The organism is Acinetobacter sp. V102_4 (genome assembly GCF_031799005.1).
Classification (GTDB): Bacteria; Pseudomonadota; Gammaproteobacteria; order Pseudomonadales; family Moraxellaceae; genus Acinetobacter; species Acinetobacter calcoaceticus.
Window position 1 is genome coordinate 87,626 of record NZ_JAVQNR010000036.1, and the last position, 23,429, is coordinate 111,054.

A 23,429-nucleotide genomic window follows, 5' to 3' on the forward strand; every position below is an offset into this window, starting at 1 on the left:
TTAGAACGAGAATAGAATGCATACAATTTTAGGCTACTTGTGGCAGTACATCACGAATCCTAAAGCAATTATCGCCTTGTCATTGTTCGTGGCATTGATGTCTTCATATACTTCAATTCCCCGTCATATATTCTGGGCTTTAGCGACTGCCTATGCTTTGGGTCTTATTGTTTATGGTATCTATTGGCTTATTCAACGAAGAAAACATGCGGCTCAAGGTGAAGAGTTAGCTGAAGCGATTGAAAAAGATAATCAAGCTGAGTACGGAAAAAATAAAGATAAAGAAGAGCTTCAGCTTGTTAATCAACAAATGAAAGAATCAATTCAACTGATTCGTAAATCTAAGTTGGGTGATAAAAAAGGGAATGCTGCACTCTATGAGCTTCCTTGGTATATGGTTATTGGTAATCCCGCTGCAGGTAAAAGTTCAGCTATTTATAACTCTGGTTTAAAGTTTCCTTTTGAAGAAACGCATCAGAAAATGGTATCTGCTGGGTTAAGCGGTACTCGAAATTGTGACTGGTTTTTCTCTACAGAAGGTATTTTACTCGATACAGCTGGCCGTTATTCTGTTTATAGTGAAGATCATTCTGAGTGGCTAGGTTTCTTAAATATTCTAAAAAAGAACCGTTCTAAAGCTCCAGTCAATGGTTTGATTTTAATTGTCAGTATTGCTGAGCTGATTAGTCAAAGTCCTGAAAATTCGCTAAAGCTTGCTAAAAATTTACGTGCTCGTATTCAAGATTTAACTGAACGTTTAGAAGTCGTTGTTCCTGTCTATTTAGTCTTTTCAAAGATGGATTTGATTGCAGGTTTTACAGAGTTTTTTGAATTTTATGAAGCTCAGGAATATAACCAAGCTTGGGGGGCGACTCTTCCTTATGAACAGAGTTCCTCCCACAATGCCGTAGATTTATTCGAGAAACATTACAATATTCTTTACGATGGTTTAAAAGGGGTAAGTTCGACTCATTTAAGTCGCCGCCATTCGCAAAACATCTCTCCAAGTGTAATGACTTTCCCATTAGAATTTAAAACATTAAAACCAGCTTTAAAGAGCTTTATTGCGACACTTTTTGAAGATAATCCATATCAATTTCAACCGGTTTTCCGTGGGTTCTACTTCACTAGTGCTTTGCAGGAAGGTGTAATTGAAAGTCCAATGACGGAGCAAATTGCACAAGAATTCCAACTTACTCAAATTGCTCAAAGTGATTTAAAAGATCATTCAAAAATTACCCCTAACCACGGTTATTTCTTAAATGGTCTATTTTCAGATGTTATTTTAAAAGATAAAGATCTTGTTAAACAGCATGTAAATGCTGGCAGAAAACGTCAGCGTTACATTGCATTTATTGGCGCTTTAGCCGGTGTTTCAATTATTCTTGGTGTCTGGGTTTGGTCATATCGCAATAACCAGCAATTGATTGGTGAAGTTCAAGCTGATTTAAATAAAGTCGTTCAGTTAGAAAAAGCTTCAGGCCAGCAATTATCAACCCAGTTAGAAGCTTTACTTATTCTTCAAAGACGTCTACAGCAGTTAGATGAGTTTGATGAAAATAGACCACTTAAGTTTAGTTTTGGTTTATATCAGGGCAATGAGCTTCGTGAAAAACTAAAAGCGGAATATTTAAAAGGCGTTAAGCAAATTGTTTTAACACCGACACAACAAAATATTGCTCAATATTTGCAACGTGTAAAAAATAATGAAGCAACATTAAAAGCCAATCATACGAATGTTGAGATTAAACAAACTGCTCAGTCTCAACAATATTTAGAACCTTCAGATACAAATCCTCAAGATGCTTACAATGCATTAAAAGCATATTTAATGATGAGTAATCCACAATACATGGATGCAAGTCATTTAAGCGATCAGGTTACGCGTTTCTGGCGTTCTTGGCTTGATGCCAATAAAGGCCAAATGCCGCGTGCAGATATGATTCAGGAAGCTGAACAGATATTGTCATATGCAATGACTTTGGCAAATGATAAAGAATTCCCAATTTTAGATGCGGATTCGCAAATTGTTGATCAAACACGTCAAGTGTTGCTTTCAGTTGTAAGAGGAATGCCTGCGCGTGATCGTGTTTATAACGAAATAAAAATGCGTGCTGCGGTACGTTTCCCTGCATTGACGGTAAGTCAGATTGTGGGTGAGGCTAATAAAAATGTTGTATTAGGCAGTTATGCATTGCCAGGCGTATTTACTCAAAAAGCATGGAATGACTATGTAGAAAAGGCGATTGAAGAAGCGGCAGATAAGCCAACAGATAGTAAAGACTGGGTATTAAATAGCCGTCAATCTGATGATTTAACTTTCTCAGGCAGCCCTGAACAAATTAGAAAGCAACTGACAGCACTCTATAAGCAAGAATATATTGCGGAATGGAGAAAATTCTTAAGTGGTATTCATTATGCTAAAGCTGGCCAATTTGCTCAGCAAGTAAAAAATATTGATGTTTTAGGTGAGCCACAGAACTCTCCGATTCGTACCTTAATTGAAAGAGTAGCAATCGAAACAAACTGGGATAATCCAGTTGTGCAAGCAGAGCTCGCAGCTCCACAAAAAGGATTTGTTGCGTGGTTTAAACGTAAAGTTTTAAATCATGATGATAAGGTTGCCAATCAAGTGGCAACTAATGCTCAGGGCGCTATTTCTCAAGAATATCAAATGTTCTATCAGTTGGTTCGCAAACGCGATGATCAACAAGGTAAATCATTACTTGATGAATATATGACAAATTTAGCTCTAGTTCGTAGCAAGTTTAACGAGCTTAAGAATGCAGGTGAAGTTGGGCCTAATGCGATGACATTAGTCAAGCAAACCCTGAATGAGCAAACTTCTGTATTTAACCAGACGCAAAAAATTGTAGATGAAAAAATGGCGGTTGGTTTCAATGAAATTGATCAGCGATTATTACAAAAATTGGTGGTTAGTCCACTTACGCAGGCTTTCGAGAGTTTAATTACACCGACGCAAGATGAAATTAATAAATTGTGGGTAATGCAAGCTTATCAACCATTTACAGCAAATCTTGCTAAGAAATATCCATTTAACTCATCAGCTTCTTTGCAAGCTACAAGCAGTGAAATTGGTCAAATCTTGGGCGAGAACGGTAGTATTTCACGCTTTGTAAAAGAAAGTCTTGATCCATTTGTGATCCGTCGTGGTTATACGTTAACGTCTAAGACATGGAAAGATTTAGGAATTAGTTTAAATCCTCAATTCGTCATGAATTTCCAAAGATATGTTACTCCAGCGAATGGTATGGCAACAGGTGAGTTGAATGCTCAAGCTCCAGCAGCACCAGCAACCAACCAATCTAACTTCCAGTTCTACCCAATTCCAAATCCACAATTGCTTTCATATACCGTTGATATTGATGGTCAGCGTATGACTTATGAAAATGGTGTGCAGCAGTGGGTCAACTTCATTTGGCCAAACCAAGGAAGCATTCCGGGTGCTCGTATTACTGCTGTGGATTTACAAGGTCAAACGCACACGATTTTTGATGAGCCAGGTGAGTATGGTATTAACCGTTTAATTGATAGTGCTCAACGTAAAGAACAAAATGGCGGATTTGAAATGCTTTGGCGTAGTAAGACCGACCCATCATTAGTTGTAAAAATGAATTTTCGTCTAATCAGCAGTAATTCAGGCAGCATTGGTTCAAGCCGTGGTTATGCAGGTATGCAACTCGTTGATAAAGTCACTGCCGATAAAGCCGCTCGAGTGGTGTCTGCTCAGCAAGCGCCAGCTCAAGCTGCCGTTCCAGCAAGAGCTGAAAATCCTGTTGCAGCATTCGCTCAGCCTTCTGCGGGAGTTAAACCATGACATGGAAAATAACCTCTATGCGAAAGGAGGAGCACTAATGCAAACATTAAAAACCACTCCTTTGTATTACGGCAAAAGTCCTGCACGAGGCGACTTTTTAAAAACAAAAGGTCAGAATGCCTTAATACAGTTGCTTGATCAGTGGATTACTGAAGCATTGGAATATGCGATGCAATCGGGCAGCTTTAAAGAAGCTTATAGTACGTTGCCTTCACTGGATTTCTTTATTGCCAATCCGAAAGAAAATATGTTTTTGGTTGCGAACTTACTCGCAAGTGAAGATAGTTCAGGTCGATCTTTTCCAATGGTACTGAGCCATTTATTAGAAATTGATTTGCCGTATGATAATTTGTTATATGCACCGTATAGCTATAAACATGTACTTGTTGATTTATTTCAAAACAATCGTGCTTTAAAAGGCATTAAAGATTCAGATTTGTTACTTGGAAAATTAGGTCACTTACAAAATCAAATTCAGGTTTTAACTGAACGAGAATGTGTAGGCTTTTATGAAAATCATACAATGCACTCATTTGCTCAGTTAATGAAGTTGAGTATTTATGAGTTAGCGCAAAGTATGATTGGGTTGGGATTGTTACTACAGCCAATTTTACAAAATGGAACCAGCCGCTTAAATAAAGTTTTAATTTTGCCTATTAATAATCCTGCTTACAGTTATGAAATAGCAGCTTTTTGGGTCAGTATTATTTGCCGTTTTTTAAAGGAGCATAATACTGAGGTACTCATCGGCTTGTTACATCGAGAGCAACCCGTATTATTCTTCGGTTTTCAAGGTGCTGATATTTTAGCCCTTAGCGATATTTTTACTCAGAATATGGATAGTAAACACTGGGTTTCTTTAATAGAAGCTCAGTGGATTGATACTTATTTGGAGCAGAATGCTGGTTTAGCTACGCTAGAACAATCATTATGCCAACGCCAATTAAGTTTAAATCAAGGCTTAAAACTATTTAGACAGACTTTTTTGGGTGAATAATAATGAATCAAAAATATCAAACTAAACTTTCACAGCTCATAAAAGGCTGTTTTATCTATGCCATTGCTAATTATGCTTTGGCTCAGCCCATTGTTGTAGAAGGTGTAGTTCCTAACGAGGCTAGTAAACAGGCTATCTTATTAAAAATGCAGTCTGTTTACGGTGCAGATCAGGTTGTAGATAAAATACAAGTTAGACCGGTAGCTGCTCCAAATGGATGGAGTGATTCTGTTACAAGAGTCATTACACCTGATCTTAAAAAAGTCTCGCAAGGTAAGTTAAGCGTAAACGGTACTCGATTTGAGTTGAGTGGAAAAATGCTGAATCCAGCAGATATTCAGCCGACAATTCAGTCTTTTCAAGGGTTAGTTCAGCCTCCGTATCAACTGTATTCACAGTTATCAGTCAATCAAGCTGAACAGAAAATTATTGATGATGCACTTAAGAATCGAATTATTGAGTTTGAATCTGGCAGTGCAGTGTTAACTGATGCCGGTCAAAAAATTCTAGATGAGATGGCTGTTGCTTTAAATAAAGTAGGCGGTAAAAAAGTCAAAATCGTAGGACATACAGATAGTTCCGGCGATGCGACTAAAAACTTAAAACTTAGCCAAGATCGAGCATTGGCAGTAAAAAACTATTTAATTAGTAAGAGTATTCCGGCAGACCATTTATCTGCGGAAGGTTTAGGTTCCTCTAAACCAGTCGCAGATAATACTTCTCCAGAAGGAAGAAAGAAAAACCGTCGAATTGAGTTTACCGTTCTATAAATATAAGGAGAAGAACATGGCTAGCCCTTACATTACGATTGGATGCCCAACAACAGGTGGAGGGCAAGTCATTTCTGGTAATAGTACGTTTTTAATTGATGGAATTGCAATTGCATGTGTAGGAGACAAGGCAACTTGTCCGTTACACAAAACGGTTTCTACGATTGTATCGGGTGATCCGAATATGCTTGTTATGGGAAAATCTGGAGCGCGCGTAAATGATTCATTATCATGCGGTTGTAAATTATTACCAAAACAGAGTTTGGTTAATCAAGGATAAGGGTAGAGATATTTTTATATAGATATAAATATCTACTAGAACATATTAACGCTTGAAATGATGAGTAGTTTGTCTGATAAAGCTGAATTTTGTTAATATACAGACATTATGATTTTAAGCATTAAATTATTTAAAAATATTGAGAGTAATGATGAGTAATTTAAAAATTTTAATTACAAAACTTTCTACAGTTGCGCGTACTGCTTTAGAAAAATCGGCTAATGCTTGTGTTATTCAACAAAATTACGAAATTGAAATTGAACATTTATTTTTAGAGTTACTTAATCAATCTCTAGAGAATGATTTAAAAATTTTATTAAAGAAATATAAAATTTCACCTGAAGCTTTAGCTGATGATTTAAAAGAAACAATATCTCAATTACCGAAAGGTAATAATCGAACTCCTATTTTTGCTAAATCAATCGTTCGTTTGTTCGAACAAGCTTGGTTATTGGCTTCGGCTGAGCAAAATCCAGTCATGCGTAGTGGTCATTTATTAGTTGCATTATTAACTGCACCTGATTTATATCAAATTGCCACTCGAGCTTCGAGTTTATTTGATCTTTTACCAATTGATTCAATGAAACATAAGTTTCTTGAAATTTGTGAGAAGAGTGTTGAACAACAAGATGAAACAAAAACACTTTCGGGTGAAGATGAAGCAACAGAAACGACTGTAGCGAACACCAAAACTGCTAAAACACCAGCACTTGATCAATATACGATTAATCTCACTGAAAAAGCGAAACAAGGCGGTATAGATCCGGTTATTGGGCGTGAATATGAAATTCGGTTAATGCTCGATATTTTAATGCGTAGACGCCAAAATAACCCGATCTTAACGGGAGAACCGGGGGTTGGTAAAACAGCGGTGGTCGAAGGTTTAGCTTTAAAAATTTCCCAAGGTTTAGTGCCTAATGCCCTAAAAAACGTACATTTACATGTGCTTGATATGGGGCTGTTACAGGCAGGCGCAAGTGTTAAAGGCGAGTTTGAAAATCGTTTAAAACAGGTTATTCAGGAAGTTCAAGCTTCTGCTCATCCTATTATCTTATTTATTGATGAAGCGCATACCTTAATTGGTGCTGGTGGACAAGCTGGGCAAAATGATGCTGCAAATCTTTTAAAACCGGCACTTGCACGTGGTGAGTTGCGTACCATTGCGGCAACAACATGGGCAGAATACAAACAATATTTTGAAAAAGATGCTGCATTGAGCCGACGTTTTCAGGTTGTAAAAGTAGAAGAACCAACCGAAGAAGTTGCGGTAGATATGTTGCGTGCAATGATTCCTGTGATGCAGCAGCATTTTAAATTACAAATTGATGATGAAGCGATCGTGACAGCGGTTCATTCTTCGCACCGATATATTAGTGGTCGTCAACTTCCGGATAAAGCAGTGAGTGTGCTTGATACAGCAGCAGCACGTGTGGCTTTGACTCAAAATGCACAACCGGTAAAGCTTGACCAGTTAAAGGCTCAAGAGCATAACTTAAAGCTTGAACAGCAAATTTTAGAAAATGAGCATCGTCAGATTCCAATTCATCATGAACGATTGGAAACTTTAAATGTTAATTTGGAATCTTTGCAAAAAGAGATTCAAGAAACCCAAGAGCAGTGGAAAAAAGAATTAGAACTTGTTCATAAAATTCAGGAATTAGAAGCACAGAATCATACGAATGAATCTGAAGCTTATGATCAGATTAATCTACTGCGTAAGAATCTTGCTGAGATTCAAGGTCAGCAACCATTAGTATTTGAAAGAGTAAACTCTCAAATCATTAATGAAATTATTTCTGATTGGACCGGAATTCCTGTTGGAAAAATGGTTAATGATGAAATTAAACAGATATTAACGCTTGAAGATAAATTGGGCGAGCGTGTAATGGGTCAAGATTATGCACTCACACAATTAGTTCAAGGCATTAAAACATCAAAAGCAAGACTTGAAGATCCGAATAAGCCACAAGGTGTATTTCTTTTGGTGGGCCCAAGTGGTGTAGGTAAAACTGAAACTGCACTAACTTTGGCAAATGAATTATATGGTGGTGAGCAGCATTTAATCACAATTAATATGTCGGAATACCAAGAGGCACACACTGTATCTTCACTTAAAGGTGCACCCCCTGGATATGTGGGATATGGTCAAGGTGGTGTTTTAACAGAAGCTGTTCGCCGTAATCCTTATAGTGTTGTGTTGCTTGATGAAATTGAAAAGGCACATAGTGATGTTCAGGAACTGTTCTATCAAGTATTTGATAAAGGTACGTTAGAAGATGGCGAAGGTCGAGTTATTGACTTTAAGAACACCACTATTTTGTTGACTTCAAATGCTGGCTCAAGTGCCATTATGCAAGCTTGCTTAAATACACCTGTAGAAGAATGGCCTACAGCTGGAGAGTTGATTGACCATTTAAAACCAAGTTTATACAAGCAATTCAAGCCTGCATTTTTAGGCCGAATGAGAGTTGTGCCATATTTCCCATTGCATGACGATCTACTCGTACGAATTATTAAACATAAGTTAGGCAAGATTACAGCAAGAATTGAAAAACAATACGGTACACAAGTCCAGTATTCTGAAGATTTGGTAGAGCTGCTTTTAAGTCGCTGTACAGAAGTTGATAGTGGTGCACGTAATGTTGATAATATTTTAAATTCTACGGTGTTACCTGCATTGGCTACAGAAATTTTAGTGGCTTTAGCAGAGCAAAAGTTGCCAAAAATTATCATGATTGATGCTAAAGATGACGAAATTCAATATTTACTAGATCCTGTTGCAAAAGCTGCTAAAAAAAGGACCAGTAAAAAGTTGAAGTCAGAAGTTTAAATTGAATAGAGCTAAAATTAGATGAATATTGATATTTCTGAACTCCTTGAACCCATTAGCGATAGCTTACCTTGTGGTGATGACTTTTCATTTTCTAATGAATTTCATGAAATCAAAAAGGCGAAAACACAAGATGATCTATTGCTAGATCAAGGCGATTGGGTTGCTGAGCGAAAACAAGCCGACTGGGATTTTGTATCAAATAAAACGAGTGTTTTGCTAACAGAGAATACTAAAGATATTCGTCTATTAACTTGGCTCATAGAGGCTTGGACTCATCTTTATGGTTTTGAGGGTATGGCGAAAGGTTTAACTTTAAGCCATACCATGTTGAATCAATACTGGCAGGAAATTCATCCTGTTATTGAAGATGATGACTTAGATCAACGTATTGGTTTATTACAGGGTTTAATTAATCAACTTCCGATGCTGTTAAAGAAGGTTTCTTTAACCAATACAGCTCCTTTTTATAATTTGCTTGATTATGATAATTTTCTATATCACGAGAACATTCGTCGTAAGCAAACTGAAGAGTACGATAGTCAGTCGGGACCATCGGAGTTAGAACAGTTCGATCAAGCTATTTTTAATACGTCTAAAACTTTTCAATATTCTAATTATCAAGATTTTAGCTCAGTCTTAACCGAGTGGGATGTTTTAAAGCAAACCCTTGACCATTTAATGGGACTAGATTCGCCGAGTTTTGGTGCAATTGATTCAGCATTTGAAACCATTCACAGCACATTACGCAAGATTTATAAAGCAGAAGCTTTTGGTACTGGGCTTGCGCCAACCCAAGAACAGGCTGCTGTTATTACAAGCTCATCTATGGAAAATCAAGTGCCTGTCCAAATCGTGTCAGATCAGCCCGTTTTTCAGCCTCAAGCACAAACTCACTTGGCCAATCGTGAGCAAGCAATGAAAGTATTGCAAGAAATCGCGGATTACTTTCAAGCAAACGAGCCTCATAGCCCTGTGAGTTATATGCTTCAAAAAACCATTAAATGGAGTCAAATGCCGTTACATGAATGGTTAGGACAAGTCATTAAAGATGAGCATCCATTACAAATGGTTCAGGAAATGTTAGGTGTGCAGCCTAAAAATGAATACGAATAAAGATTGGTAAAGACATATGTTTAAAGCTGAAAAAGTCCTGTGGGGCGAAGGTTTATTTTTAAGACCTCAACATTTCCAAATTCAAGATACCTATCATGAACAACGCTTGAATCATACGGTTCGAGCGGTTGTACCTTTTTCATATGGTATTCAGAAATTAAATTTCGATGAGGCTCAATTGAGCACACATATTCTTGCTCTTGAGTCTGTAGAGATGATCTGGCAAGACGGTGAAATTTATCAGGCACCTGCATATGATCTATTGCCTGAGCCAATTTTATTGGATGATCTTAATTTACGTGGTGAAATGTTAATCTATTTAGCATTGCCACTCTTACAAGCAAATAAGCAAAATCTCATTGATCAGAACCAAGCGCAAAAGGGTAGATATCAATCTCATCTTGTCGAGACGCATGATCTATTTACTAACGCTACCGAAGCAGATATTAGTTTGTTACGCCGTCGTGCTGTTTTTAAACTATTAGATGTACATAGTAATCCTGACCATAATTTAGATGGTTTTTTATATTTACCTATTGGAAAGATTAAGCGTCAAAGTTCGGGTGCTTTCGAAATTGATCGAAAGTTTATCCCACCAATTTTGCACGTGGATGCCTCTGAAACACTCATTTCAAATTTAAAAAGAACACTGAACGTTATTAAGGCAAAAATTAAGACGATTCAAACGAATAACAGAGAAAATGAACAGAAGTTAATTGAATTTCGTTCAGGTGATATTGTTTCATTCTGGTTAGTGAATGCATTAAATACAGCTCATGCTGGCCTTAATCATTTTGTGCAGTATCCACAAATTCATCCAGAGCGTTTGTTCTTTGAATTATTGCGTTTAGCAGGTTCATTATTAACTTTCTCGACGGCTTATGATGTCGATCAATTACCTGCCTATAAACACCATAATTTACAAGAAAGTTTTTCGCAGTTAGATACGATTTTGCGTGATTTACTCGATACGATTATTTCGAGTCGTTACATCAGCATTGCACTTAAAGAAATCCGTCCTTCATATTGGGTGGGAAGTCTTGAGACCGATAAGATTACACGAGACACTCGACTTTATATTGCAGTATCAAGTAGCGCAATGCAGACACATGAGTTGATTCAGATCGTACCTTTACGATTCAAAATCGGTAGCACTTTAGATGTAGAGCAACGTGTGGTCGCTGCATTGCCTGCAATTCCATTGCATCACTTAATTCAAGTTCCAACTGCTATCCCTGTACGCTCTGGTGTGAGCTATTTTGAAATTGAACCGCATCATGAGCTATATCAACGCATGTTAGATTCAGAGACGATTTGTATTTATGTTCCGGCTGGTTTCCAAGATATCAGTATTGAACTGATTGCGGTCATGAACGCTTAACGATAAAGGAGAGAAAAATGTCACAATCCACAGGTGCTCCTTCTTTATTTGATGATGGGCAAATTGGAACAGGCGGGAGCAATAATAGCCAGTCTCAAGCAAAACTACAGGCAATCAATCTTATTGATTTATTGCATGATGGGTTTTATTTGGTTTTTTTGATTCGAAATCAGTATGTGCCGGCAGATGCACAGCGGTTTCGTGAAAAAATCTTAAATTTACTTAATCAATTTGAGCAACAAGCCAAAAAGTTGCAATTTTCAGCTGATGATATTCATGATGCTAAATATGCATTTTGTGCTTTGATTGATGAAACGATTGTAACGCAACAAGACGCGAATTATTTTAATTTGCAAAATGCTTGGTTAATTAGTCCATTGCAATTGAGCTTGTTTGGTTCTCAATTAGCTGGTTATCGCTTCTTTGAAATATTGGAGCAATTACGTAGCCGTGGAAAAGAACGTCTAGCTGCTTTAGAAGTATTTCATTACTGCCTTTTGTTAGGTTTTCAGGGTAAGTACCGAATTGAGTCAACGGAAAGTCTCAACCATTTAGTATCACGAGTGGGTGATGAAATTGACTATTTGAAGGGGAAAAAGCTCGCATTTTCGCCGTTCTCGGCAATTCCTGATCAGATCCGAAATATTATTCATCGCGAAGTACCGTTCTTCTGGATTTTGATCTTTTTATTGATTTTTGCATTACTTACCTTTGCAGGACTAAGATTTATGCTGAACAATCAAAATGATAAAGCATTATCTAATTATCAAAATGTGATTTCTGCTCCTCAAGAGCAAGCACATATTACAATTTATTTACCTTGATGATGGTACGAAATGGCTCAGGAAAAACCAACTTCTATTCGAGTGTTACAGTCGAATAAAAAAAAGCCGAAATCACCAATACTTTATATTGTCATTGGTGTTATTGCTGGGGTGTTTGTAAGCATCTCGCTATTCCTGTTCTTGTCTCAACCGCATTCGTCAGAATCAACAGCAATTGAGAGTAAATCAACAGAAGAACAGATTTTAAATCAAGAAACTGCTCATTCTTCTGATGAACAAAATCAGGTTGCTGTCAGTCAAGACAACGAAACAGATTCAATGAGCCGTGATGGCTTTGAACAACCTAAAGATAATGAATTAAGTAGTATCTTTAAACCTGCTCAGCATAAGCCTGCTACTGTCAATCAACAGCGAGTTTCTCCATTTGACGAACAGCTCACGGGTGAAAAGAAAGTTCAGGTTGTGCCTCAACTACAGACGGGTGTAGCTAAAACGGCTCAACCGAAGGTACAGCCGGCTCAGCAAAAGCCAGTAAGTAAACCGCAGCAACAACAAGCGGCACAGGCTAAACCAGTTGTTGAGAATAAAGCTCCAGCCGAACCTGAAGTTGAGGTTGAACCACCTAAGGCATCGGTAGATATTAAAATTACACGAAGTCCTTTTGCCGTGAATTAATGAACTGATGATGATTTTTCTCATTTTCTTTTGCTTTACATGCTTGGCAATTGGTTTAGCGTTTTTAATGTCTTATGAGCTAAGGAGTAGAAGCAAAGATTTTGTTTTGTCATTACTGCCACAAGGCCGTAAGCAGCTTAATCAAGTTAGACAATTTGCTCAAACAATGAATCAGGCAGCTGCGCCTGAAAAGCTACAATCTCATTGGCATTTACAGCAGTGGTGGATTGTCATTGCAGGCTTTTTCTTGTTTGCCAGTATTTTAGTGTTTGCTTTTACTCGACCTATTAGTTCAACTCGAATTGAGGCTGAATATCTGAAAAAAACAGATCCTCAAATTTATGCACTTTTGAATGGTGAAATATTATCGCCACCGCCAGAAGTGGATGAAAGCCTAATTGAAGCTGCGATTGTAGAGGCCACCCAATTAGAGCAACAATATTCCTCTCAAAGTAGTGGCGCTATTAATTCTTCACCTATTGATAATGCGAGTTTCGATGGGCGAGCTATTTTAGATACCAGTCTAGTAGATCGTAAATGGAGCAAAATGAACCCACGCTATAAGCAGCGTTTACTCATGGTTTTTAAAATCATGAAAGAACAATATGGCTATGAGTTGGTTTTATTAGAGGGATATCGTAGTCCTACTCGTCAGAATATGCTGGCAGGTAATCCGAATACGACCAGAGCAAAAGGGTATCAGAGCTACCATCAATTTGGTTTGGCGGCAGATGTAGCCTTTAAACGAAATGGAAAAGTGGTTATTTCGGAAAGAGACCCGTGGGCTATGCAAGGCTATCGTTTATATGGACAAGTTGCTGAATCGGTTGGTCTTACGTGGGGCGGACGTTGGAAATCTATTCAAGATTATGGACATACGGAATTCCGTATGCCGGGCTTAAGAAAAACACAGGAAATGGCTGAAAAACTGATTGCTGAAAGTTTGAATGATATAAGTTAAACACTTATTGATGATTGAAAACGTTCTTGTAAAACAGTTGTCATCTTGTCTACAAGCTGGGAAATTATCCCAGCTTTTTCCCATGTATAAATTGAAACGACCATAGGGGGAACGGCCCCTAATGCATCATATCGACATACTCGGCGTCCATGGGTGGTAGCCACAGGCAATAAAGATAATCCTAAGCCGGTTTCAACACTGACTAACACGCTTTCTAGGCTACTACCCGTAAAGGCAATATACCAACGTCGCCGTTCACGCTCTAAGGTTGCGAACATCTCATCCCGATAAAGTCCGCCTTGAGGAAAGGTCACCAAACTAATGGGATCAGACCATGTAGTTGTTGAATTCTCACTTTCAAACCATGCCATTTCTTCTGGGAATGTAGCGTGGTGATCAGCACTGGCTGCAGGTTCTTTGACAATAATAATATCGAATTCACCATTCCGATAACGTTCTGTTAAGTTGCGACTCAAGCCAGAGGTTACGTCTAAACGAATGGAACGATGCTCTTTGGCAAATATACCAAAAACTTCAGCCATTGCTGGACTCATCATATCTTCTGGTAAACCAATACGGATAGGAATACTTCCTGCCGGATCTTTAAGTAGTGCCTCAGCTTCTTGTTGAAGGGTCAAAATCCTTTGCGCATAACCAATCAGATATTCTCCAGACACCGTCAATTTGAAAGGCCGTGCTGTTCGATCTATCAGCGCATGACCGACGGATTCTTCAAGTCGCGCTAACTGCTGACTAATTGTTGATTGAGTCAGGTGTAATCGATCGGCAGCTGCGGTAAAACTGCCCGTTTCAAAAATAGTAACGAAAGCACGTAAAAGGCGAGGATCAAACATTATTAGGTACTGCCCGCTTAAAAGCCGATGAAATAAGTATTCATAATCTTAATACTATCGATTAAATAATTTAATTTCCAAATACTTTTGGTGAAGCTTATTCTAATTGCAAAATGTTTTGCCATAAATTTCTATTGGGAGGTCACCATGCGTAAGTCACTGTTATGGATGAATCTGATTGTCGCATTAGGGACTTTGGGTTTTATAAATATGACGAATGCAATGGGTGATTATCCTTTACATCAGGCAGTGATAAATAATGATACTCAATCTATCAAACAGATTTTATCTCAAAAGACCTCAATTGATGAGCGAGATGAAACAGGTGCAACTGCTTTGATGGTCGCAACAAGAGCAAATAATGTACATGCTGCTCATATGCTGATAGAGGCTGGCGCTGATGTAAATGCAAAAGACAATATTCAAGACAGTCCATATTTATATGCTGGTGCACAGGGATATTTAAAAATTCTAAGAATGACACTCATGCATGGTGCCGATTTAAAAAGTATTAACCGTTACGGTGGGACTGCGCTCATTCCAGCAGCGGAACGAGGCCATGTCGAAACAGTTCGTACATTAATTGCGGCCGGTGTAAATGTTAATCATGTCAATAATTTGGGGTGGACGGCATTGCTTGAGGCCATCATTTTGGGAAATGGAGAACCTAAATATCAACACATTGTAGAGCTTTTATTAAAAGCAGGTGCTGATCCGAACTTGGCAGATAAAGACAGGATTACACCGTTACAACATGCGCGTTCACGAGGATACCGCGAAATTGAAAAAAGACTTCTTGCAGCTGGTGCAAAATAGAAAGTGAGAGTATGTGATGGAAAAAGGTGAACAGTTTTTACGTAATGCGATTGAGCTTGCCTATAACAATATTGAAAAAGGTGGCAGGCCATTTGGTGCTGTGGTTGTAAAGAATGGAGAAATTATTGCTTCAGGCGTAAATCAGATTCTGACAACGAATGACCCAACCGCACATGCTGAATTACTGGCTATTCGTGCAGCCAGTCAAGTTTTAGGATCTGCCAACCTAGAAGGCTGCTCTGTGTATGCAAGTGGACACCCATGCCCAATGTGTATGGCAGCAATGCGTTTAGCCGGTATAAAGTCGGTGAGCTATGCATATTCTAATGAAGATGGAACACCATTTGGTCTGTCTACAGCCGAAATATATATTGAGCTTGCCAAGCCGTTTGCTGAGCAATCAATGAAAATTCAATATATACCGATCAGAGTTGAAAACCGCACTGATCTTTATGCATATTGGAAGAATTATCAAGCCAATCATTCAGGCTCAGAATAATGAAGCAGTCTGGCGTTTTTTTGACTCGTCCCATGCTTGTTGTAACGGTAGCTTTGGTGGGCCTTAATTTAAGACCATTTATCACAAGTATTGGACCATTGATTGTCAATATTCGAACAGCCACTGGCTTAAGCCTACAAGGCCTAGCACTGCTCACTTTGCTACCGATGATGCTTATGGGAATCGTTGCATTTGTTGGGCCAATATTGCAAAACTTTGTCGGCGAAAGAAGCGCTATTCTTGGTGCATTGCTGACCATTTGTGCGGGATGCGCTGTCCGATTTTTCTTTCCTACTGCCGAAGGATTAATTCTTAGCGCCATAGTGATTGGATTCGGAGTCGCGATGATACAAGCGGCATTTCCCGGCATGATTAAACGAGAATTTAGCCAACATATTGGTCCGATGATGGGGCTTTACTCAGCCATGCTTATGGGCGGTGGTGCCTTAGGAGCATGGTTAGCGCCTGTAGTTTCAAATATCACGGGTTTATGGTCTATTGGACTGGCTTTTTTTGCAGTTCCAGCTTTGTTTGCATTTATATTGGCGCTAGCTTTTTTACCTACAAAAGCTAGCTCATCCATTCATCGTGCGCCTGTAAGAAAGTTGTTAAATCAACCTCGAACTTGGTTATTAATGGCTTGCTTTGGGCTTGTAAATGGTGGCTACTCATCAGTCGTAGCTTGGTTAGCGCCTTCTTTTCAAGATCAGGGTTGGAGCGCAGCGCAAAGTGGGAAATTACTTGCTTTTCTGGCCTTGAGCCAAGCAGCTTCAGCACTCATTTTGCCTGTTTTAGCTAGGAAATATAAAGACCGACGTCCATGGCTATGGTTTACGTTAGCAATGCAAATGGTTGGTTTTTCAGGAATAGCTTTTATGCCTGAGTTCGCCGCTATGCTTTGGGCAATTTGTTTAGGCGTTGGCTTAGGAGGGTGCTTTGCATTAACGCTTATAGTTGCATTAGACCATTTTGATGAACCCATTCATGCAGGTGCTTTATCTGCATTGATGCAAGGCGGTGGTTTTTTACTTGCTGCAATCCCGCCATGGATTATTGCAATTTTGCATGATCTTACGAGGGCTTACAAAGCAGGGTGGCTTTTTCATTTAGCCAGTGTGATATTGGTTGTTATTTTAGTGATTAGATTGGCTCCTAAAAGTTATTTTAAGATGAGTCTATAAAATGTTGAGTTGGCTGAGATTCTTTTTATAAAGAATTACTGATGCTAAATCACAAGCAAATTAGGAAATAGTGATAGGATAGAACTGAAATTTTTCCGCTTCTAAATGAATACAACAATATTTGATTTCTATGACTTCATCTTTAAAACAGCTCACTTTATTTAATCAAGGCTTAGGAAAAACCAGTCGATTTACAAAAGGGATAGATGGCACTTTACAGGCTATTGAGCATTTAGGATATGTACAGATTGATACTATATCGGTTGTTGAACGTGCCCATCACCATATATTGTGGAGCCGAGTGCCTGATTATGATTTAAGTCATTTAAATAATTTGGTTCGAGAGCGTCAGATTTTTGAATATTGGTATCATGCGGCGTCTTATCTTCCTATGAAAGACTACCGTTATGCACTGCCTGCCATGATGTCGGTCAGGAAGGGGGAAAGTCGTTATTTCAATAGAGGTGATCCACATCTCATGAATGAAATCTTAGCCCGCGTTCGTGCAGAAGGTAGAATTCGACTACGAGATATTGATAAGAATAATAAAAAGAGTTTGGGAAATTGGTGGAATACAGGTCCAGGTCGCCGTGCTTTTGAGCAGTTATATATGCAGGGTGACCTGATGATCTGTGAGCGTAACGGAATGGAAAAAGTCTATGATTTGACCGAACGCTGCTTACCTGAAAATATTGATTTAAGTATGCCTACGCTTCATGAATATGCGCAGTATTTATTTAATACCACACTCCGGGCACATGGAGCATTCACATGGAAGCAATTGGTTCATTTAAAGGGAAAAGATTTAAAAGAAACTATGCGTGTCGTGCTGAAGGAGCAGATTGACGCAGGTGTAGTGTCAGCAATTCCGCTTACTGGTGGGCAAACTCTATATGTTGATGTAGCTGCAATAGAACAAAAAGTGAATACTGATTTTGGATTAAAAATACTTTCGCCTTTTGATAACTCGCTGATTCATCGTGACCGCTTAACATCTTTATTTGAATTTGATTATCGGATCGAATGCTATATGCCAGCGGCCAAACGGGTATTTGGTTATTTTTGCTTACCTATTCTTTATCAAGATGAGCTTGTGGGCCGCATAGATTGCAAAGCACATCGGACAGTAAAAGAGTTAGAAGTCATTAGTCTACATCTAGAAAAAACAATCAAAGATAAAGAGCTTTTCTTTTTCGAATTAGAGCAAGAGATCAAGCGTTTTGCAGAGTTTAATCAATGCACCATCATTAATGACAAAGTCATCAAGCTCATTCGCTAAGGTGTAAGCAGGGAACTATATTTAAAGCCAAATAATAGCCTAAGTTATGCTATTTACATAAATTTAATCATTATTCAAATACTTAAATACGAATTTTTATGGTGATCAATTGGTTATATGAAACTAGAAATGTTATTAAAATTTTTAAAATTAATTTTAATTAATATTATTTTAAGCTAGCACAATTAATCTAACTACATCAAAGCTTATTTAGTACACCTTTTAGCCACATTCTCCAGATGTGGCTCTTTTTTTATAAAAAATAAATGTAGCTAAGAACAAATTAATTAAGTTTTTAAGAGAAGTAAAAATTAATCTTCATCCATTGCATTACTGTAAAACTTAACGCCTAGTTTAATACGATCACGCCCATTACCCATACGCCAGCGGTTAGTATCTCGTAAAGAATATACACAGCCACAATATTCTTGCTGATAAAATTCTTCTCGTTTACTGATTTCAATCATACGGCTTGAGCCACCATTTTTACGCCAGTTATAGTCCCAGTACTGAATTTCGGGATAGTGAGCAGCAGCCCGAATTCCGCAGTCATTGATTTGCGCCATATTTTTCCAACGAGAAATTCCTAACGAACTACTGATGAGACTAAAGCCGTGTTCATGGGCGTAAAGGGCAGTTCGTTCAAATCTCATATCAAAACACATGGTACAACGAATGCCGCGTTCAGGTTCATCTTCCATCCCTTTTGCTCGGGCAAACCAATTGTCAGTGTCATAGTCTGCATCGATAAATGGAATATTATGCTTTTCTGCAAAACGAATATTTTCTTCTTTGCGGATTAAATATTCTTTTACTGGATGAATATTAGGATTATAAAAAAATATTGAAAATTTAATTTCTGAGTCGATTAATGCTTCCATAACTTCTCCTGAACAAGGAGCGCAACAAGAGTGAAGTAATAATTGATCGTGTCCAGAAGGGAGTTCTAATTTTAAACGTTGAGTTGACATAATAAAAAAATTAAATTGTAATGCTATTAATTATATATTTATTTTTTATATAATGTGAAATGAATTATTTTCAATTTTACTGTGAAATTAATTTAATATTTAAAAAATTCTATTGTTATATTTAAGGTTGAGTTGAATTTTGATAGTTAAATAAATGTGGTTTTTATATTAAGGTAAGATTTGTGGTTATATTGAAAGTTATTGATAAATATACTATATATTTAAATAAATTATGGATGAATTTTATATATTTAAAAATAATAAATATTAGGTTTCTGTTTGTAAGTATTTGATGTAATTAGAATAGTTTGAAGTTTTTTGTTTTTTACTGTGATGTAGTTCACAAATAAAACTTATTTTTTCAATTAAAATATTTCTTTACATTTATATCTTTAATAAATTTATACTATAAAATTCAGTGTGTTTTTTTAATTTAAGCGTGTGATAATTTTAGATATGGAAGATTGGCAATGTAAGTATTGTAATGGTTACATTATGGTTAATCATTCAAAGATCGGTGTAGGAGAAAAGGTTTACTTTTTGGTATATAAATTTGACGCAAAGAATGAAAGGAAAAAATTATATAAAAAGGGAGTTGTGGTTGCCCGTTACGATAATATATTACACATTGAGTCACGAAAAAAAACTTATAAGATCGAGCAGATAAAAGTCTATCCATTAGGTGCACCCATGCCTTTCGTTTACAACATGTTTTGGATTTGTGGATGTCCGTTTACTCTACAAAACTAATTTCTTAAATTTAAATGACAGCAAGTTATTTTATAGATTGAATTAATAATCACATCCATTTTTGTCATCAGCTTTTACAGATAAGATCTATACCTTGGGGAGAGTAGTTCATAGTGTATAAGAAAATCTCTGTTATTTATTTGACAAAAGAAAAGTGCTCTCTTATAAACCTCAAGTAAAGTTAAGGTCAATCATGATGAGTGAAAATAAAAAAGCTGACTCTAGTCGAGTTTTGACTGTGGGTGAAGTTGCAAAAAGGAGTGGAGTTCCTGTTTCAACCTTACATTTTTATGAAGCGAAAGGGCTTATAAAAAGTATAAGAACAAATGGTAATCAACGTCGGTATCCCTTAATTATTTTAAGATATATTGCGATTATTAAAGTCGCTCAAAGAGTGGGTATTCCTTTAAATGAAATTAAAGAGGCTTTAAGTCAGTATCCTGTGGGTAGCAAATTAACAGCCAAGCAATGGAAAGATCTATCAAGTCATTGGCGAGAAAATCTGGATGATCGAATTCAAAAATTAACTCGCTTAAGAGATGAAATGGACTGGTGCATTGGCTGCGGCTGTTTATCCTTAGAGCAATGTCCATTAAGAAATCCTGAAGATATTTTAGGACTAGAAGGATCGGGGCCACGAATTTTAGAAAGACCTGAATAGAATATTTCAACAATAGCTTTTAATTGGGAATATCTTAATTTCCAATAAATTAAATTTATTTTGCTAGAACATTCAAGTGAGTTTTTTATTGTAAAGAAGTGACATGGAATATGAAATTTTTTGATATCTTTAGTTTTTTTAGTAAGAAGCAAAAAATTATGAAAAAAATTCTCTTTCTTGGCTTGGCACTTGTTTCATTAGCGGCTTGCTCGTCTGTACAACATAAAGATCCGACTCCACCAAAAATTGGTTCACCAAATCCAGCTAGTCAATATTGTGTTGAACAAGGTGGAAAATTAGAAATTAGAAATGAAGCAAATGGTCAGGTCGGCTATTGTCATTTACCAAATGGCCAAGTCGTAGAAGAATGGAAATTATTCCGTGACAATCAAGCGAACTGTGTAGCAGAAGAAGCTCAAAAATTAGTGGGACAATCTGGCCTTACTGATGATCAAATTAAACAAAAGACTCAATCAGAAATTGTGCGTAAAGTTGCTCCAGGTCAACCAATGACCATGGATTATCGTACAAACCGAGTTACAGTCACCATTGACCCAGCTTCTAAAAAAATTACGAACGCAACTTGTGGCTAACTTTTTAATTAAAAGCTAATAGACCGAATTTTGAAATAAAAAAGCCTGCTGAAATGCGGGCTTTTTTTACGACTTTAATTTTGGGAATAGTGAATGACTGGATATTCTTTTTGTTGAGGCAGTTGTTGTAAAGCCTTGTTAATATTGATTAGAAAAATATCAACTTTATCTTGGCTTGGATTGTTAGTGTTGTACGAAGCTCTTTCTTGATAGTTAATTCCGCACCCAATAATTTTCATATTTGCAGGGTTAAAACTCCAGTCTTTTTTATTTTTGATAGAGATATCTAAATCACTATCACACTCTTTCCAGAGTTTTAAAAATTGATTGGAATATACGGTGGGAACTTCTTGGGCTCTGTAGGCAGTAAATCCCTGCATTTCAGAATTGGCAAATTGAAGTAGATGATTGGTGGGCATTCCTCCCCAAAGAATAGCAGTATCTTTTGATAGCTTTATCGAAGTTATATTTTCTTCTTTAAGTGGAGTAGTTTGTTCATTTTTCTGTTTTGACTTTTGAGATTTATAAACCAGTTTTGTTCCCACTGGAACAGTTACGCCTTTAGCTTGAGTTATTTGAGTTGTATAGAAATAAGGCGAATCATCACGGTTACAACCTGTTGGGTTATAACAGCCAATACAGCTACTCAAGAATAGAACTGGAAAACTTAAAACGCTTAATTTTAATATATGATTCATTTTTCTTGTCTTTCATTATTTCTATCAATTTAATATATCAGGCTTTATATCAATAATAAAAAAAGCCTCTAGCGGACTAGAGGCTGAAAAACATCAGATGCGGTAACAGGTGAATTATGCATCTGCGTTAAGTAGGTTGTATCAAACCATGTAAAATACTTTACCAGCAAAAATGAATAAAAATAGAGAGGTGCGACTAATGGCTAATGTTCTGCGGTTGTTTATTGAGCGCTGCTTGTAAGCTCGGATTTAATTTCTATTCTCAGCGCTCATTTTTAAATTTCATAAATTTTTTAGGTTCAATTTTTTTTAAAATATAGGCCAAATTTTATTTTTTAATTCTATTAATAAAATTAATATCTGATTTATATGAATTTTTACTCAGTTAAAGAATTTGAAGGGAAAGACTATTCTTTTTGCTGTATATCGTATACGATATATGAAGAATGATTAAACAGCTATTAATCCCATTCCATAACTTTTGAGATGGATTAACTCGAAAGTACGACTACCTAAAGTTTTATTTGTATTACTGAGGAATAATTATGAGTAATATCTTCACAGGATGTATCCCGGCACTAATGACCCCATGTACTCCTAACCGTGAGCCAGATTTTGACGCGCTTGTGAAAAAAGGGCATGAGCTGATTGAAGCGGGCATGAGTGCGGTAGTGTATTGTGGTTCTATGGGGGATTGGCCTTTATTGACCGAAGCTCAACGTCAAGAAGGGGTAGCACGACTTGTTGCTGCAGGCATTCCAACAATTGTTGGGACGGGTGCAGTTAATTCAAAAGAAGCAGTTTCTCATGCAGCTCATGCAGAAAAAGTAGGTGCACAAGGGCTTATGGTTATTCCACGTGTACTATCACGCGGTGCATCACCAACTGCACAAAAAGCTCACTTTTCTGCAATTTTAAAAGCAGCTCCAAGCTTACCTTCGGTGATTTACAATAGCCCATATTATGGATTTGCAACTCGTGCAGATTTATTTTTTGAATTACGCCGTGAGTTTCCAAATTTAATTGGCTTCAAAGAGTTTGGTGGTGCTGCCGATATGCGTTACGCGGCTGAGTTCATTACTTCACAAGATGATTCAGTCACCTTAATGGCTGGCGTAGATACTCAAGTTTTCCATGGCTTCGTCAACTGTAATGCAACCGGTGCGATTACAGGGATTGGTAATGCTTTACCTAAAGAAGTTTTACTGTTGGTTGACCTTAGTAAGAAAGCTGCAGCAGGTGATGCAAAAGCCCGTCGTTTAGCACAAGAGTTATCAAGTGCATTAGAAGTTTTATCTTCTTTTGACGAAGGAACGGATCTTGTTCTTTACTATAAATACTTAATGGTACTTAACGGTGATAAAGAATATACCTTACACTTTAATGAGACTGATGCATTGAGCGAATCGCAACGTAAATATGTTGAAACTCAGTATGAGTTATTCCGTACGTGGTACGGTAATTGGTCAGCTGAAATCTAAGTAAGTATCCATA

General features: G+C 37.3%; 21 protein-coding genes. 18 read left to right on the top strand and 3 right to left on the bottom strand.

Annotated elements, in window-relative coordinates:
• Positions 1-16: 16 nt before the first annotated feature.
• From tssM to RMB13_RS08310, 10 genes are all read left to right on the top strand, one after another.
• Entirely contained in the window at positions 17-3,838 is a 3,822-nt protein-coding gene (gene tssM, locus RMB13_RS08265; RefSeq protein WP_311084939.1) for a type VI secretion system membrane subunit TssM, read from the top strand.
• Between the two features lie 37 nt (positions 3,839-3,875).
• Entirely contained in the window at positions 3,876-4,835 is a 960-nt protein-coding gene (gene tagF, locus RMB13_RS08270) for a type VI secretion system-associated protein TagF (RefSeq protein ID WP_005047747.1), read from the top strand.
• Between the two features lie 2 nt (positions 4,836-4,837).
• Positions 4,838-5,605: an OmpA family protein gene (locus RMB13_RS08275; protein ID WP_311084940.1), complete on the top strand. Its 768-nt coding sequence runs from the start codon at positions 4,838-4,840 to the stop codon at positions 5,603-5,605.
• A gap of 16 nt (positions 5,606-5,621) precedes the next feature.
• Complete coding sequence (locus RMB13_RS08280) at positions 5,622-5,885, top strand: PAAR domain-containing protein (RefSeq protein ID WP_003651066.1); 264 nt, start codon at positions 5,622-5,624, stop codon at positions 5,883-5,885.
• Positions 5,886-6,033: 148 nt separating this feature from the next.
• Complete coding sequence (gene tssH / locus RMB13_RS08285; protein ID WP_311084941.1) at positions 6,034-8,715, top strand: type VI secretion system ATPase TssH; 2,682 nt, start codon at positions 6,034-6,036, stop codon at positions 8,713-8,715.
• Between the two features lie 21 nt (positions 8,716-8,736).
• Positions 8,737-9,831 carry a type VI secretion system protein TssA gene (gene tssA, locus RMB13_RS08290; RefSeq protein ID WP_311084942.1) on the top strand — a complete coding sequence of 365 codons (1,095 nt, stop codon included), beginning with the start codon at positions 8,737-8,739 and terminating at the stop codon, positions 9,829-9,831.
• Between the two features lie 16 nt (positions 9,832-9,847).
• Complete coding sequence (gene tssK / locus RMB13_RS08295; RefSeq protein WP_005041639.1) at positions 9,848-11,212, top strand: type VI secretion system baseplate subunit TssK; 1,365 nt, start codon at positions 9,848-9,850, stop codon at positions 11,210-11,212.
• Positions 11,213-11,229: 17 nt separating this feature from the next.
• Positions 11,230-12,036 carry a type IVB secretion system protein IcmH/DotU gene (gene icmH, locus RMB13_RS08300; protein WP_281832042.1) on the top strand — a complete coding sequence of 269 codons (807 nt, stop codon included), beginning with the start codon at positions 11,230-11,232 and terminating at the stop codon, positions 12,034-12,036.
• Positions 12,037-12,048: 12 nt separating this feature from the next.
• On the top strand, positions 12,049-12,672 hold the full coding sequence (locus RMB13_RS08305; RefSeq protein WP_311084943.1) for a hypothetical protein: 624 nt from the start codon (positions 12,049-12,051) through the stop codon (positions 12,670-12,672).
• A gap of 7 nt (positions 12,673-12,679) precedes the next feature.
• Entirely contained in the window at positions 12,680-13,633 is a 954-nt protein-coding gene (locus tag RMB13_RS08310) for a M15 family metallopeptidase (RefSeq protein WP_056479146.1), read from the top strand.
• Here the strand turns inward: RMB13_RS08310 and RMB13_RS08315 are convergent.
• The gene (locus RMB13_RS08315) at positions 13,630-14,487 is read right to left on the bottom strand and encodes a LysR family transcriptional regulator (protein ID WP_311084944.1); all 858 of its coding nucleotides are present in this window, start codon (positions 14,485-14,487) and stop codon (positions 13,630-13,632) included. The genes RMB13_RS08310 and RMB13_RS08315 overlap by 4 nt on opposite strands.
• Positions 14,488-14,634: 147 nt before the next feature.
• Between RMB13_RS08315 and RMB13_RS08320 the strand changes: the two genes are divergently transcribed.
• From RMB13_RS08320 to RMB13_RS08335, 4 genes are all read left to right on the top strand, one after another.
• Positions 14,635-15,303, top strand: a complete 669-nt coding sequence (locus RMB13_RS08320) for an ankyrin repeat domain-containing protein (RefSeq protein WP_311084945.1) — start codon at positions 14,635-14,637, stop codon at positions 15,301-15,303.
• Between the two features lie 16 nt (positions 15,304-15,319).
• Positions 15,320-15,802, top strand: coding sequence for a nucleoside deaminase (locus tag RMB13_RS08325; RefSeq protein ID WP_311084946.1), 483 nt, complete (start codon positions 15,320-15,322; stop codon positions 15,800-15,802).
• Positions 15,802-16,983 carry a cyanate transporter gene (locus RMB13_RS08330; RefSeq protein WP_311084947.1) on the top strand — a complete coding sequence of 394 codons (1,182 nt, stop codon included), beginning with the start codon at positions 15,802-15,804 and terminating at the stop codon, positions 16,981-16,983. Before RMB13_RS08325 ends, RMB13_RS08330 begins: the two co-directional genes overlap by 1 nt.
• A 130-nt stretch (positions 16,984-17,113) precedes the next feature.
• A complete protein-coding gene (locus tag RMB13_RS08335; RefSeq protein ID WP_311084948.1) occupies positions 17,114-18,262 on the top strand; it encodes a DNA glycosylase AlkZ-like family protein in 1,149 nt (382 codons plus the stop codon).
• 311 nt (positions 18,263-18,573) lie between these two features.
• Here the strand turns inward: RMB13_RS08335 and RMB13_RS08340 are convergent, their stop codons facing one another.
• Positions 18,574-19,233 carry an epoxyqueuosine reductase QueH gene (locus RMB13_RS08340; protein ID WP_311084949.1) on the bottom strand — a complete coding sequence of 220 codons (660 nt, stop codon included), beginning with the start codon at positions 19,231-19,233 and terminating at the stop codon, positions 18,574-18,576.
• A 456-nt stretch (positions 19,234-19,689) separates the two neighbouring features.
• Here RMB13_RS08340 and RMB13_RS08345 point away from each other — a divergent pair, with 456 nt between their 5' ends.
• The 3 genes from RMB13_RS08345 to RMB13_RS08355 all read left to right on the top strand — a co-directional run bounded on the left by RMB13_RS08345 (position 19,690) and on the right by RMB13_RS08355 (position 21,237).
• Positions 19,690-19,983 carry a hypothetical protein gene (locus RMB13_RS08345; RefSeq protein ID WP_003651095.1) on the top strand — a complete coding sequence of 98 codons (294 nt, stop codon included), beginning with the start codon at positions 19,690-19,692 and terminating at the stop codon, positions 19,981-19,983.
• A 193-nt stretch (positions 19,984-20,176) separates the two neighbouring features.
• Positions 20,177-20,644, top strand: a complete 468-nt coding sequence (soxR, locus tag RMB13_RS08350) for a redox-sensitive transcriptional activator SoxR (protein ID WP_080592416.1) — start codon at positions 20,177-20,179, stop codon at positions 20,642-20,644.
• Between the two features lie 158 nt (positions 20,645-20,802).
• The gene (locus RMB13_RS08355) at positions 20,803-21,237 is read left to right on the top strand and encodes an I78 family peptidase inhibitor (RefSeq protein WP_311084950.1); all 435 of its coding nucleotides are present in this window, start codon (positions 20,803-20,805) and stop codon (positions 21,235-21,237) included.
• A gap of 74 nt (positions 21,238-21,311) precedes the next feature.
• On the opposite strand, the gene RMB13_RS08360 is transcribed toward RMB13_RS08355, so the two are convergent.
• A complete protein-coding gene (locus RMB13_RS08360) occupies positions 21,312-21,935 on the bottom strand; it encodes a hypothetical protein (RefSeq protein ID WP_311084951.1) in 624 nt (207 codons plus the stop codon).
• A 545-nt stretch (positions 21,936-22,480) separates the two neighbouring features.
• Between RMB13_RS08360 and RMB13_RS08365 the strand changes: the two genes are divergently transcribed.
• On the top strand, positions 22,481-23,416 hold the full coding sequence (locus tag RMB13_RS08365; RefSeq protein WP_311084952.1) for a dihydrodipicolinate synthase family protein: 936 nt from the start codon (positions 22,481-22,483) through the stop codon (positions 23,414-23,416).
• The last annotated feature ends 13 nt before the right edge of the window (positions 23,417-23,429 follow it).